The organism is Bacillus sp. AY3-1 (assembly GCF_008368785.1).
GTDB classification, from domain to species: domain Bacteria; phylum Bacillota; class Bacilli; order Bacillales; family Bacillaceae_G; genus Bacillus_A; species Bacillus_A wiedmannii.
In genome coordinates, this window is record NZ_QORZ01000017.1 from 447,013 (window position 1) to 460,651 (window position 13,639).

The 13,639-nt window shown below is 35.6% G+C and carries 16 protein-coding genes; 5 read left to right on the forward strand and 11 right to left on the reverse strand.

The annotated features are described in order from the left end of the window. Window positions 1–57: 57 nt before the first annotated feature. The 4 genes from DN389_RS17860 to DN389_RS17875 all read right to left on the reverse strand — a co-directional run bounded on the left by DN389_RS17860 (window position 58) and on the right by DN389_RS17875 (window position 3,557). On the reverse strand, window positions 58–345 hold the full coding sequence (locus DN389_RS17860) for a hypothetical protein (protein WP_097856882.1): 288 nt from the start codon (window positions 343–345) through the stop codon (window positions 58–60). Window positions 346–531: 186 nt separating this feature from the next. Then, window positions 532–756 carry a spore germination transcription factor GerE gene (gerE, locus tag DN389_RS17865; RefSeq protein WP_000659484.1) on the reverse strand — a complete coding sequence of 75 codons (225 nt, stop codon included), beginning with the start codon at window positions 754–756 and terminating at the stop codon, window positions 532–534. A 165-nt stretch (window positions 757–921) separates the two neighbouring features. Beyond that, the gene (locus tag DN389_RS17870) at window positions 922–2,217 is read right to left on the reverse strand and encodes a purine/pyrimidine permease (RefSeq protein WP_060488193.1); all 1,296 of its coding nucleotides are present in this window, start codon (window positions 2,215–2,217) and stop codon (window positions 922–924) included. Between the two features lie 98 nt (window positions 2,218–2,315). Then, entirely contained in the window at window positions 2,316–3,557 is a 1,242-nt protein-coding gene (locus DN389_RS17875) for an amidohydrolase family protein (RefSeq protein ID WP_098814929.1), read from the reverse strand. Window positions 3,558–3,896: 339 nt separating this feature from the next. Here DN389_RS17875 and DN389_RS17885 point away from each other — a divergent pair, with 339 nt between their 5' ends. Beyond that, the gene (locus DN389_RS17885) at window positions 3,897–4,082 is read left to right on the forward strand and encodes a PspC domain-containing protein (protein ID WP_002129290.1); all 186 of its coding nucleotides are present in this window, start codon (window positions 3,897–3,899) and stop codon (window positions 4,080–4,082) included. Window positions 4,083–4,152: 70 nt separating this feature from the next. On the opposite strand, the gene DN389_RS17890 is transcribed toward DN389_RS17885, so the two are convergent. Further along, window positions 4,153–4,725 carry a helix-turn-helix domain-containing protein gene (locus DN389_RS17890; protein WP_046958785.1) on the reverse strand — a complete coding sequence of 191 codons (573 nt, stop codon included), beginning with the start codon at window positions 4,723–4,725 and terminating at the stop codon, window positions 4,153–4,155. A 100-nt stretch (window positions 4,726–4,825) separates the two neighbouring features. Here DN389_RS17890 and DN389_RS17895 point away from each other — a divergent pair, with 100 nt between their 5' ends. Together DN389_RS17895 and DN389_RS17900 are read left to right on the forward strand one after the other, a co-directional pair. Further along, a complete protein-coding gene (locus tag DN389_RS17895; protein ID WP_088123466.1) occupies window positions 4,826–5,791 on the forward strand; it encodes a DMT family transporter in 966 nt (321 codons plus the stop codon). Between the two features lie 143 nt (window positions 5,792–5,934). Then, window positions 5,935–6,600 carry an MIP/aquaporin family protein gene (locus DN389_RS17900; protein ID WP_000913204.1) on the forward strand — a complete coding sequence of 222 codons (666 nt, stop codon included), beginning with the start codon at window positions 5,935–5,937 and terminating at the stop codon, window positions 6,598–6,600. Between the two features lie 60 nt (window positions 6,601–6,660). Here the strand turns inward: DN389_RS17900 and DN389_RS17905 are convergent, their stop codons facing one another. From DN389_RS17905 to DN389_RS17915, 3 genes are all read right to left on the reverse strand, one after another. Beyond that, window positions 6,661–7,092 (reverse strand): Rrf2 family transcriptional regulator, encoded by a 432-nt coding sequence (locus tag DN389_RS17905; protein WP_000512998.1) that lies wholly within the window; start codon window positions 7,090–7,092, stop codon window positions 6,661–6,663. A gap of 118 nt (window positions 7,093–7,210) precedes the next feature. After that, window positions 7,211–8,431, reverse strand: coding sequence for an ABC transporter permease (locus DN389_RS17910; RefSeq protein WP_060488190.1), 1,221 nt, complete (start codon window positions 8,429–8,431; stop codon window positions 7,211–7,213). A gap of 2 nt (window positions 8,432–8,433) precedes the next feature. Continuing rightward, window positions 8,434–9,318, reverse strand: a complete 885-nt coding sequence (locus tag DN389_RS17915) for an ABC transporter ATP-binding protein (RefSeq protein ID WP_060488189.1) — start codon at window positions 9,316–9,318, stop codon at window positions 8,434–8,436. Between the two features lie 343 nt (window positions 9,319–9,661). On the opposite strand from DN389_RS17915, the gene DN389_RS17920 reads away from it, so the two are divergent. Further along, complete coding sequence (locus DN389_RS17920) at window positions 9,662–10,489, forward strand: 5'-nucleotidase, lipoprotein e(P4) family (protein ID WP_097856878.1); 828 nt, start codon at window positions 9,662–9,664, stop codon at window positions 10,487–10,489. A gap of 24 nt (window positions 10,490–10,513) precedes the next feature. Here the strand turns inward: DN389_RS17920 and motB are convergent, their stop codons facing one another. After that, window positions 10,514–11,302 carry a flagellar motor protein MotB gene (gene motB, locus DN389_RS17925; protein ID WP_001256743.1) on the reverse strand — a complete coding sequence of 263 codons (789 nt, stop codon included), beginning with the start codon at window positions 11,300–11,302 and terminating at the stop codon, window positions 10,514–10,516. Then, window positions 11,292–12,086, reverse strand: coding sequence for a flagellar motor stator protein MotA (motA, locus tag DN389_RS17930; RefSeq protein ID WP_000344855.1), 795 nt, complete (start codon window positions 12,084–12,086; stop codon window positions 11,292–11,294). The genes motB and motA overlap by 11 nt, the downstream gene beginning before the upstream one ends. Before the next feature lie 264 nt (window positions 12,087–12,350). Between motA and DN389_RS17935 the strand changes: the two genes are divergently transcribed. Beyond that, the gene (locus DN389_RS17935; protein ID WP_000720206.1) at window positions 12,351–13,130 is read left to right on the forward strand and encodes a M15 family metallopeptidase; all 780 of its coding nucleotides are present in this window, start codon (window positions 12,351–12,353) and stop codon (window positions 13,128–13,130) included. Between the two features lie 36 nt (window positions 13,131–13,166). Here the strand turns inward: DN389_RS17935 and DN389_RS17940 are convergent, their stop codons facing one another. Beyond that, window positions 13,167–13,613, reverse strand: a complete 447-nt coding sequence (locus tag DN389_RS17940) for an acyl-CoA thioesterase (protein WP_098189815.1) — start codon at window positions 13,611–13,613, stop codon at window positions 13,167–13,169. Window positions 13,614–13,639: the final 26 nt, after the last annotated feature.

Genomic DNA, 13,639 nt, shown 5'->3' on the forward strand with positions numbered 1-13,639 from the left:
AACTTGCTGTTATCGTTTGAATTCTTTCGTACGAAGATTTTCACAACCTTATAACTTTTATCTCCAACGCCACGCAATCGTGTTATCCTCCATATGAATAGCAGGTATATTAATCCCTAAATATCGCTGATCACCCTCATCAAAAATAGACCAATTTTCTTCATATGAAAATTCAGGGTCTATGCTTTCAAAATCAAATCCACTATCTTCGTCTACCATCTCACGAAAATATTTTTGGAACGGTTTACTATTCTCGAATAGACGAATTGTTCCATACATCCATGGCATGTCTCCAAAAACATCTTTAATTTCACCTATCTCCATATCCTTAAAACACAACTTCATATTTGCACCTTCTTATTTATAGATGACAAAGATACCTATCCTGAATACCTCATCATGTTCTAAAACAGTTACTTTTAACATTTCTTCCTGAAACATACCTTCCCTCTCAAAGTCTGAGATACCTTTTTAAATTCAAAATATAAGCAAAAAAATAGCCGACTCTTCATATAAAAGTCGGCTTTCTTTTTATAGTTCGAGCTCTCCCATGCGAAGAAGCTCAACAACTGCTTGTGAACGTCCTTTAACTCCTAGCTTTTGCATTGCGTTTGAGATGTGGTTGCGTACTGTTTTTTCACTGATAAAAAGTTCACCTGCAATTTCCTTCGTTGTTTTATCTTGAACCAGTAATTCAAATACTTCTCTCTCTCTCTTTGTGAGTAACGGTTTAGATTGATACGCTTTTTCCTTCAACTGGTATAAACCTCCTTGCTTAAGCCAGAGCCGTGTATGTGTAAGTTGGGTGTTTATTTAGTCAAGATATTGTATGAACGAAATGTGCGGGTGGTGAATGAAAATAGGCTTTATTTCACATGTTATTTTAGACTTTTATACAGTGCAGACACTCTTTGTATCCACTCACTTTTCATTACGCCATATTTGTTCTAGTAATATGCTGACAACTGTACCTACGAACAAACCATTTCCGAATATATATTGCATAACAGACGGCAGTGATTGGAGTGCTCCAGACGTTAAAAACATAACACCGCTTCCAAATAATACAGAAACTCCTAAAACCGTGACATTCCTTTCGCTCATTGGCACTTGTTTTATATTATGAAACCCAATTCCAATTAACTGTACGAACGAAGCCATTAAAACCGCAGATGCGACAGCGGGTGGTAACGATGCTAAGTAACGAATAATATTTGGAAACAACGACATTACGACTAGTAACAAACATGCTAGTAAGAACGATCGTATATATTTTTGTTTCGTTAAACGTATAAATCCTGCCGTTGCTGGTAACGGCACGACACCTACAGTTGAAAATACAGAAGAAATGATATGCGAAATCCCTCCAACCCACGTACCACCCTTCAACTGTTTTTGTTCAATAGTCCCCTTTTGAATGGTAGCTTGATTAATTGCTATAATAGCTGCCACTGTATTTGAAACTAAAATACATACCATAACGAAACTGGATACAGCCATACCTGTATTCCACTTTGGAAGTCCCCAAGCAAATATTTGCGGAAGTTGCACAAAATGAGTTACTTGAGATGGAATCGTCATTTTTCCTGCAATGAGAAAAAGAATCCACCCACTAATTAATCCTATTAAAACCGCATAACTTTTGACAAAACCTTTTCCGAAGTTAGATAGTATAATAACGAAAAGAAATATGCTAAACGCAATTATCGCTGTAAATCCATCGATTTGAGAAACAGTAGCAGTAATTCCTAGCATTCCTTTTAGAAATACACCGCTTAATTGTAAACATAATAAAAGTAAAAACGTCCCTGTCACAAGCGGCGTGAATAAAAATAAAATACGTCCGATAAAACCAGTGACTCCTAATCCGATTAAAATAACACCGGAAATTATCATTCCTAATTCTAAAATTTGCAACGTACTATGTAATTGATCTTGCCCGGCCGTTGCATAAGCAAGTACGGTAAATACTCCAACCCACGATCCAGCTGGTCCATCCGCAATTGGCAGTCTATGTCCAAGCCACCCTTGTAAAAAAGAAGATATACCAACTACAAAAAACGTACGCTGCATTAAATAAAATATTTCTTCCGTCGTAAGATGAAATAATCCGCCAACGACAATTGGTAGTGCGATTGAATTCGCTAATAAAAATATAAACCATTGCAAAGTTCCCATAATATGATTTTGGTTATGTTGATTGTCCAAATTCTTCATCCTTTCTAGCTTCCCTATAAGAAATATATGGCAAGCATAACAAAGAAGGGTTCTACACTCACAATTAGAACCCTCCTCAAAACATTCACACGATTCTTTTACACAAGATTATTTAATTCCACCTCATTTAAACTTCCAACAACAATATTCCCTTTATGCACGACTAAACGTTTCTCTGTTTGACGCGCTACCGCTTCAGCAGTACATGTTGCATTCGTCAAAACAAAACTCGCTTCATCTCCTACATTCGGCCATGCTCGCTTCCCTTCATTGTTTAACGTTTCTTTTCCTCCCGTAATAAAGCGAAAAGCTTTTCCTAAAGACCTTTCGTCACTCCATCCAAAACGTTCCGCTAATCGATTTGCCTTTTGCAGCATATCACCTGTGCCAAACGGTGACCAATGATCAGTAATACTATCATTTCCTAATGAAACTTTCACACCTTTTTTATCTAATAACGGAATTGGGATTACTTGTTTCCCAATTGGCACCGTTGAAGTAATATCAATATTTAAAGCAGCTAGTCTTTCCGCCACTTCTTCAACTTCTTTATCCGTAACACCACCAAGTCCAAGTGCATGACTAATTGTTACGCGACCTTGCCATCCCGCTTCTTCTGTTAAACTTGCCAATCGCTTCATCGTAAACGTCCCAAGATTATTCGCATCATGCAGATGAATATCAACATCCGCATTAAATTCTACTGCGATATCCATAATGGTATGTAATGATTTTTCAATATCATTATCCACTGTAGCTGGATCCACTCCACCGACTAGATGCGCACCCATACGCATCGCATCTTTCACAAGTTGTACAGAATTACTACGCAATAATCCATGTTGCGGAAAAGCAACAATTCTACCAGAAACTTGATTTTTATATGTTTCCAACGCCGCTAACGTCGCCTCCAAATTACCAAGACCAATAATCGGATCAACATTACAATGCGTTCTTATATTCGTTGCACCATTTCGAAGCAATAACGCTAACATATTTTCCGCCCTATCTTGAGCAGTTGCTAATTGCTTGGGCAGAATTTTTTCTTCTTCATTAAAACGCGTAAAAATATTCTCTGCTGGCATACAAGCTTTCCAAGGGCCACTATAATACGTCTTATCAATATGAATATGCATCTCTTCGAAAGCTGGCAAAATCAATAAACGCTTAGCATCCAGAATTAATACTCCTTCCTCTTGAACAGCCCCTGCTATCATTTTTTTAATTCGTCCATCTTCAATGAGTAAACTACATAACTCTGTTTCTGTTTGGGAAATTCTCCCCTCTTCATATGTATACCCTGATTCAAGCATTACATTAGTCAACCAATATACTGTCATCTCTATTTCCCCCACCCTTTATTAAAAGTTACCTTATATCCCTTACTATAAGTGTAATATCAACTGAAAATTAAGACAATTAATATGACTGTCCCCTAAAAAAATGTCATACAACCTCATAGTCTTCTCATAAAGTTCCATATAGAATAGAAGTATATAGCTTGTTATAAAGTGAAACTTTGATCAGTGGGGGGGTGTTCATCCCCCCACTGATCATTAGTTAAACCAATCGGGCTTTTACGGGCAGTTAATCCCCACCTAACTTCTTTGCTTTCGCTGAATTTTTAGGTGGAGGTCTTACTGCTCGTTAAAGCGGGACAAAAAGGAGTGGATTGGAAGATGTCAAAAAGATTATATAAATCCGAAACTGATAAAATGCTATTTGGTATATGCGGTGGTTTAGGGGAATATTTTGATATTAGCTCTACTCTCATTCGCATACTTTGGGTCATTGCTATTTTATGTTTTGGGACGGGGTTTTTAGTTTATTTTATTTGTTTATTACTTATGCCACGCTCTTACTAATAACATTCTTTCATCTATTTGAGCACAGCATATAAAAAATCCCCTATAGATTTTTCTATAGGGGATTTTTTCATGAAGAATATTTCATCGTTAAATGTAATACTGCTACTTCATCTTCTTCATTTCTATAACTATGTTTTTTATTCGCTTCAAATTGAATAGAGTCAAACTCATTTAATTCGTATACATCGCTTTCTACTTGAATCGATACTTTCCCTTTCATTACTGTTACAAGCTCAATAGCACCTTCATGATGAGCTTCTGGTTCATATATACTATTCGATTTTAAACAAGCACGGTGCATTTCCATCCCCGTTTCTTTCGTATAGCGGAACATCGTTTCTAAATGCCATGCTTGTCCTACATCTACTGCAAATCCTTCTCCGCAGCGCGCCACAGCTACAGGTTCTCCAACAACCATCAATCTCGATAAAGGAATCGATAACCCTTTCGTTATTTTCCAAATGACAGCTAACGTCGGATTCGTTTCGCCTCTTTCAATCTTTCCTAATGTTAATTTACTAACCCCTGTTTTTTGAGCTAATTCTTCTAAACTTAATTTTTGTTCATTTCGAATTTGTCTTAACAGCTGACCTACTTGCTGAATGACTTCTTTCGTTTGCATATCTTCATGTTCTTTCATCTATAAAACCACCTTAAAGTATAAAATAGTTTACTTTTATCGTTTTTAAGTATATTATACTATACATAATCATCGAATTCCGAAAGGAGTGCTATACTTCATGCGCGCAATTTTATTAGGCCTTTTATCATCAGCCTTTTTTTCCGCAACCTTTATTATTAATCGAGCGATGAATGTATCTGGAACGAGCTGGGCCTGGACAGCTTCCTTCCGTTTTTTATTTGCTCTCCCTATTTTATTCCTTATTGTTTTATTTCGCAAAAACTTAAGGGGTTTATGGGAAGAATTAAAGAAACATCCATTAGCGTGGATCGGATGGGGGTCCGTCGCTGGTATTGGTTTCTATTCTTTATTAAGTTTCTCTGCTGTCTTTTCTCCAGCGTGGCTCGTTGCTGGAACTTGGCAAGTTACTATATTAGCAGGTTTACTTTTATCGCCATTATTCTTCGTTAAAATAGAAACGAAATCAGGTACAAAACTTGTACGGGGGAAAATTCCACTTCGTAGTTTATATGTTGCATTATTTATTTTACTTGGTGTAATTTGTATGCAAGCGACTGCAGCAGGTCATATTACAATGACTCAGTTCATTTCAGGTTTTTTACCTGTCGTAGTAGCAGCCTTCTTATATCCATTCGGCAACCGAAAAATGATGGAACTTGTTGGCGGACGTCTTGATACGTTCCAACGTGTATTAGGAATGGCAATAGGAAGTCTACCTATAACAATTTTACTTGGTATATATGGATTTTCTACTACCGGTATTCCAACATCCAGCCAAATGTTGCAAGGATTTTTGTTAGCCTTATGTTCTGGCGTGATTGCGACGATGACATTTTTCTTTGCTACTGACTTAGCCAAAGATAACCTCTCTCTACTTGGAGCTGTTGAAGCAACGCAAGCTGGAACGATGGTCTTTACCGTGCTTGGCGAAATTGTTTTCTTGAATGGTTCATTTCCTGGTGGTCTTTCCCTACTAGGAATGATTATTATTATGTTAGGAATGGTTGCAAATAGCGTTTTAAACCGTTCTGCTCCAGTCGTTAGGCAGAAAAAAACTGCATAAAAAAGAGTATAGTTCTCTAACAAAGAACTATACTCTTTTTTTATTGTCCCCCTATTTCGTCTTATCAGAATAGTATTTCATTAGCTATTTATACTAAAACCTATGTTATAATACGTTTCATGCGCAATATTAGGAGGTAAATTATGTTAAAAAAAGCAATCGCTGAATTTATTGGTACATTTGTACTTGTATTATTCGGAACTGGAGTAGCTGTCATTGGCGGCGGAATTGAAGGAATTGGAACATTAGGAATCGCTATGGCTTTCGGTCTATCTATTGTGGCTATGGCATATAGCATCGGAACAATTTCTGGATGTCACATTAACCCAGCAGTATCAGTAGCTATGTTCATCAACAAAAGAATGAACGCTATGGAACTTTGTTATTATGTATTAGCTCAAATTTTAGGTGGTTTATTAGGAACTGCAACGTTAGTAACGATTTTACGCTCTGCTAAAACACCTTTAGATAATTTAGGACAAAATGGTTTTGGAACTCTTGGTTTATCTGGAGCATTTCTAGTTGAATTTATTTTAACTTTCGTATTCATTTTAGTTATCGTTGCTGTAACAGGTAAAAAAGGAAGTTCTTCTCTAGCAGGATTAGTAATTGGTTTCACATTAGTTTTAGTTCACTTATTAGGAATTCCGTTAACTGGAACTTCTGTTAACCCAGCTCGTAGTATCGCACCAGCTCTATTCGCTGGCGGAGAAGCACTTTCTCAACTATGGGTATTCATCGTAGCACCAATTCTTGGTGGTATCGTAGCAGCTATTGTTGGTAAATTCATTTTAAATACTGAAAAATAGAATTTTCAATATTTCTGAATAAAAAAAGGCGAGCCCTCATTATGAGGTTGCTCGCTTTTTTTACTCTTTCATTTTAGACTTTAAGTTTGTAACTAATTGATCTACCGTTACATTTGCAAGTACGTTTTCCATCGCTTCTTGCGCTTGCATTAAAATAATTTCTAATACTGATTGAATATTAGCTCCTACTGGACATTCAATGTTGGGATTTTCATGGAAGGAAAATAGTTGTCCTTCTTCTACAACTTCCACTGCTTTATATACATCAAGTAATGTAATTTCTTCTAAATCACGAGCAAGTGTCGTACCACCTTTACCAGCTTGTACATCAACAAGTCCTGCTCTCTTCAACATTCCTGTAATGCGACGAATCACAACTGGATTTGTATTCACACTACCAGCAATCCATTCAGAGGTACAGCGAGAGTTTCGATCTATCGCAAGTAACGTTAACATATGAACACCTACTGTAAAACGACTACTAATCCCCATCTGCACACCCTCCTTTGTATTCATTCTATTAAAAGACGACTCTTATTATTATATACTATTTTTAATTTATACATAAAGAAAAAGCATGATTCCAATAGGAAATCATACTTTTCTCTCATTATTGACGCTTTATAAACTTCGCTAAATCTTTAAATTTCACTTTATCTGAGTAATTCATTACGCCATTTACGTAAATGCGACTTGCAAGCATATTGATGATAACGATAGTCACCAATAAAATTACTAACGTCACACCAATTTCTACAGCGCCTGCTTCACCAGCTACAAGTCTTGAAAATGTAACCATAGGTGTAAAGAATGGAATATATGAACTAACTACAGCTAATGTACTATTAGGATCAAATAATGATTTAATACTAATGAAAAATGCTGCTATACCTAACATTGTAATTGGGAACGAAAGAGATTGCACATCCTCAATTTTTGATACAACAGCCCCAACCGCTGCATATAACATTGCATATAGTAAGTAGCCCGTAACAAAATATACAACGAACATACTAATTACTACCGCATCCAATTTAGAAAAGTCTAGTGTAAGTCCTATTAAAGATGCGTTTTCTAAATCTACCCACCCTAATAAATATGGTACAAGAAAACCGAAGGAAGCAATAACTAGTAATAGTAAAGCACTAGAAACAATTGCTAAAATTTTAGCATGTAGCATTGTTAATGGTTTTACTTTCGGAAGCATTAACTCCATAACACGGGATGATTTTTCAGATGCTATCGTCGTCCCAATTGCAGTTCCAAACACAATAATAAACATATATAAAGCAAACGAGAAAACATAACCAATTCCAAAGGAAGATGCATGATCCTTTACTGCCTCTTGTTTTAACGGAATTTCCATCTGTAACTGTTTTGCTACTTCGGCAGATACATTATTTTTTTCAATCATTACCGCTGTATACTGTTCCTTTAAATAACTTGCCATAAGTGTAGCTGTTGATTGACTCGGAAAACCACTATACATATACGTCACTTCCGGAATACCATTCTTTTCTGTAATACGGAATAAGCCATCTAAATCCCCATCTTCCACTTGCTTACGTAGCTCATTAAACTTATCCTTATTTTCTACAGTTACTTTAGCAGACGGAAGTAACTTTTTTACATCACTTTCTTGCACTTTATAAGTATCGCTTTCCGTTACTACAGCAATTTTATCTTTTCCTTTATCGTTATCAGCAGTGAAATGATTAAATGCGAAAAGTCCAAACACAACTAAAAATAAAATCGCACTCGTAATTAATGATTTTTTAGATAAAAACGCTTCCCTGAAATAAAATGAAAATACGTGAGAAAATTTACGCATCGTTATTTCGCCCTCTCTACAAAGATTTCGTTTAACGTCGGCTCTAACATTTTAAATTGTCGTAAGGTAACACCTTGTTCTTGCAATTGTTGTAAAATCTTTAGAGCTTCTGCATCATCTTGTACTTGCACATAAAGAAGGCCTTGTTGTTTTTCATAGGATACATGAATAGCTTCTAATCCCTTCGCATTCTCTTCTGTATCTTCAATCGTCAAATTACGGAAACCGTACTCTTTTTTAATATCACTTAACTGGCCTTTTACGACTGCTTCGCCTTTTTTCAAAATACATACATGTTGGCAAAAAGCCTCTACTTGTTCCATACGATGACTAGATAAAATAATGGTCTTTCCGCTCTGTACTTGTTCTTCAATAATGCTAGCTAACATTCCAGCATTAACTGGATCTAGTCCGCTAAATGGTTCATCTAAAATGAGAAGTTCAGGATTATGAAGAAGGGCAGCAATTAATTGGATTTTTTGCTGGTTCCCTTTTGAAAGCTCTCCTGCCGTTTTAAATTTATATTCCGGTATCGCTAATCGCTCTAACCAGTAATCAATAGCAAGATCTACTTCTTTTTTCGACATTCCTTCTAATCTACCAAAATATCGCAACTGGTCTATTACTCTACTTTTTGTATATAAACCTCTTTCTTCTGGTAAATACCCAATCGTTACCCCACTAGTCCCAAATGATTTTCCATCCCATGTAATAGATCCTTCATTAGGCGTTAATAATCCGAGAAGCATTTTGATTGTCGTTGTTTTTCCTGCACCATTTCGTCCAAGTAATCCTAGCACTTCACCTTTTGGTAACGAAATTTGCAAGCCATTAACTGCTTTTGATTCCCCAAATTGCTTCGTTAAGTTTTGAATTTGTAAACTCAAAGTATAAAGCCTCCCCTTTAATATCATTCATACTCTCTTTCAAAGACTATGTTTATTCAGGATAAAATATAGCACTACACTTCATCCTCTTAGTATGTAACATCTCCTTAATCCATCATTTGTTCTATTTAGTTAAAATTGTAAATAATATCATTTCATTTGTCAATTATAATTGTCATTTAGACAATTATAATTGACAAAATAATTCCCACCATTTTTCTCATCTTTCTAATATAGGACATACTACTATATATACAAAAGACAATATGCAAATGTTCATAAAAAAATTTTTATATTTTAATATATAATATAAGATGATTTTCTAACATCAAGGAGGATACATATGAAGATGAAGAGGGGTATTACCACTTTATTATCTGTAGCGGTTCTATCTACATCGCTTGTAGCATGTTCAGGAACACCAGAGAAAACAGTGGCAAAAGAAGAAAAAGTAAAATTAACAGAACAGCAATTAATGGCTGATTTATGGTATCAAACAGCCGGTGAAACGAAAGCACTTTACTACCAAGGATACAATATCGGTCAATTGAAGCTTGATGCAGCTCTTGCAAAAGGGACAGAGAAAAAACCTGCTATCGTACTTGATTTAGATGAAACGGTTTTAGACAACAGTCCTCATCAAGCAATGAGCGTAAAAACAGGAAAAGGCTATCCGTATAAATGGGATGACTGGATTAATAAGGCTGAAGCTGAAGCCCTTCCAGGCGCAATTGATTTCTTAAAATATACAGAATCTAAAGGTGTAGATATTTACTACATCTCAAATCGTAAAACGAACCAACTAGATGCAACAATTAAAAATCTTGAGCGTGTAGGTGCTCCTCAAGCAACGAAAGAACATATATTACTACAAGATCCGAAAGAAAAAGGAAAAGAAAAACGCCGTGAACTCGTTTCGCAAACACATGATATCGTCTTATTCTTCGGTGATAACTTATCTGATTTCACTGGTTTTGATGGGAAATCTGTAAAAGATCGCAATCAAACAGTATCAGATTCGAAAGCACAATTTGGTGAGAAATTTATTATTTTCCCGAATCCAATGTATGGTGATTGGGAAGGCGCTTTATATGATTATGATTTCAAAAAATCAGATACAGAAAAAGATAAAATCCGTCGCGACAACTTAAAATCATTTGATGCAAAATAAAGAGGATGGCATTCGCCATCCTCTTTATTTTCCCTTCTCTGTTAAAGGCAAGATAAACACTTCCACACGCCTATTCTTTGCCTTTCCTTCTTGTGTATCGTTTGGAGCAATTGAACGGTATTCTCCGTAACCAATCGCACTAAATTTTTCTGGTTGTAATTCTTTATTTTGGAGTAATACTTGCATAAAATTAACTGCACGCTGCGTACTTAATTCCCAGTTCGATGCAAACTGCGCATTGGCAATAGGGACATTATCCGTATGACCAGATACTGTAATCTCACGAGGTGACGCTGAAACAAGTAAGCTAGACATCTCTTTTGCAATCCCTAGTGATTCTAACTTCACATCTGCTTTCCCCGAATCAAACAGCACATTCTCTAATATTGTCACCATTAATCCCTTTTCAGTTAATTTAGTTTGAAAAGAAGAGGATAATTGTTTCTCATTAATATATTGATCAATCTTTTTTTGTAATGCTTTTAATTCATCCATTTCTTTTTTTTCTTTTTCTCTAGCTTCTTCTTGTTTTTTTGCTTGTTCTGCCTCAAGGCTACTTGCTGATAATTCCTTTTCATCATTTGGCTTCTGATCACTTAAAAACTCTTTATTTCCTGTTCCACCTGCTAATTCGCTTCGAAATGCTACTGCCATCTGTTTGAACTTCGCAGCATCTATACTACTCATCGCAAATAAAACGATGAACAATGCAAATAACAACGTTAACATATCAGAATAAGGGATTAACCAAGTTTCATCGATATGTTCTTCGTGTTTTTTCTTTTTGCCTCTTCTATTTTTTTTACTCCGCATTTTTTTCTGCCCCTTTTTCAAGCTTTTTACGCTCAGTTGCAGAAAGTGCACCTAAAATGCGGTTCTTCATAATAAACGGATATGTACCTTCTTGTAACATTAATAAACAATCAATAATTAAACGTTTTTTTTCTAATTCAGCTGCAGATTTTTGCTTTAGTTTATTTGCAAATGGATGCCATAATACATAACCTGAAAAAATACCAAAAATCGTTGCAATAAATGCACCCGAAATAGCGTGACCTAACTTTTCAATATCAGTTAAATTGCCAAGTGCAGCTACAAGACCAATAACAGCACCTAAAACCCCTAATGTCGGTGCATATGTACCAGCTTGAGAAAAAATTGCCGCTCCTTTTGCATGCCTTTCTTCAATCGCTTCTAATTCAGCTTCTAAAATTTGCTCTAAATCTTCTGCGGATACGCCATCAATCACAAATTTCATACCACGCAAAAGAAATTCATCTTGAATTTTGTCTAATTGTTGCTCTAAAGACAAAATACCGTATTTTCTACTTTCTGATGTCCAATGAACAAATAATTCTAGCAACTGTTCATAACTTAAATCCTTTTTATTTGAACCAAAAAGAACTTTAAATAATTTTGGAACCCTTTTTAGTTGATTCATCGGAAATGCGATACATACTGCAGCAAATGTACCGATAAAAATAATTAATGCTGCGGCAGGATTTAATAAGGAATTTACGTCAGCGCCCTTGACGACCATCCCTACTACCACTGCTACAAATCCTAAAATAAGTCCAATAATTGTTGCAAAATCCATTCCCATTCACTCCTAGTCTATACAAGAAGTTCTTTATTCTCGATAATCGCTACATCTTCTTATGTATATATATTACATAAAAAATTCATTTCATGAAAGATAAGAAATGAATTAAATGAAAAAATACTACAATTTCACACATTTTCTGACATTTTCTTTGCATTTCTATTACGTTACGACTCTTATATTTCTTTTTCAACAAACTAGACTTATAATAAAAACAATACATATTTTATTAAGAAAGGACTGTGATTACAAGGCATCATGAAAAAGATAATCATTATTTCTGCCACTACTATTGTAATCGGTATCACTTCTTTCGCTTACTTTAGTTCTAAATCACCACTACAAAATGGGGCAAAAGCTGTCGAAAGTCAACAGCATAGTAATCACCAAAAAGAAGAGATTCCTGCTTTTCCGAAAGCTGATCATAATGCAAAGAAGCTAGACAATGATTTTTCCGTTGTAACAAATCCAGAGTCTAATCTTGTCTTAGTGAATAAACATCGAAAACTACCAGACGGATACATACCTGAAGATTTAACAAGACCAAACGTACCATTTACTAGTCCAAAAGATAAAGAAAAAACGCTACTGCGCAAAGATGCTGCAGATGCGCTTGAAAATATGTTTGTAGCGGCAAAGAAAGAAGGACTTGAACTTACAGCTGTATCTGGTTATCGTTCATACAAACGCCAAAAATCATTACATGATACATACGTTAGACGTCAAGGAAAAGCTGAAGCTGATTCAGTAAGTGCCATTCCTGGTACGAGTGAACATCAAACTGGTTTAGCAATGGATATTAGTTCAAAATCTGCTAAATTCCAATTAGAGCCTATTTTTGGAGAGACAGCCGAAGGAAAATGGGTTGCAAAACACGCCCATGAATTTGGCTTTGTCATTCGTTATTTAGAAGATAAAACAGAAACAACAGAATATTCATATGAACCGTGGCATTTGCGCTACGTTGGAAACCCGTATGCTACATACATATATAAACATCATTTAACATTAGAAGAAGCGATGGAAGACAAAAAATAAGAGAGCAAATTGCTCTCTTATTTTTCTTTCACTCTATCATTGTAGTAATTTTCCCTTCCATTCTTCAGGCCACGGTTCGCCTCTTCCCGTTTTTTTCGATGCTTGAACCATCATTCCACGACCAACTAAACAAACTTCTCCTGCCGTATTCTTCACCATGTAATGCAAATCTAAAGAAGAATTCCCAACCGATCCCGCTTTTACATACACCTTCAACTGTTCATCAAAATATATTTGCTTAATAAAATTACATTGTAAATCTGCAACAACGATCATCGTTTCTGAAGATTCATGCGTCCATTCTTGCATAAATCCAAGTTCTTTAAACAATGCGATACGTGCTTCTTCAAAATAGGTAAAGGCAACGACATTATTTACATGCCCAAACATATCTACTTCACCAAAACGAACTTTTACAGGATTGTAAAATGAAAAACCACTTTCCCATCGCTCAAAGTCTTCAATATAAGAAATCCTCTTCATTATTTCCTCTCCTTTTCGCCTTCAAA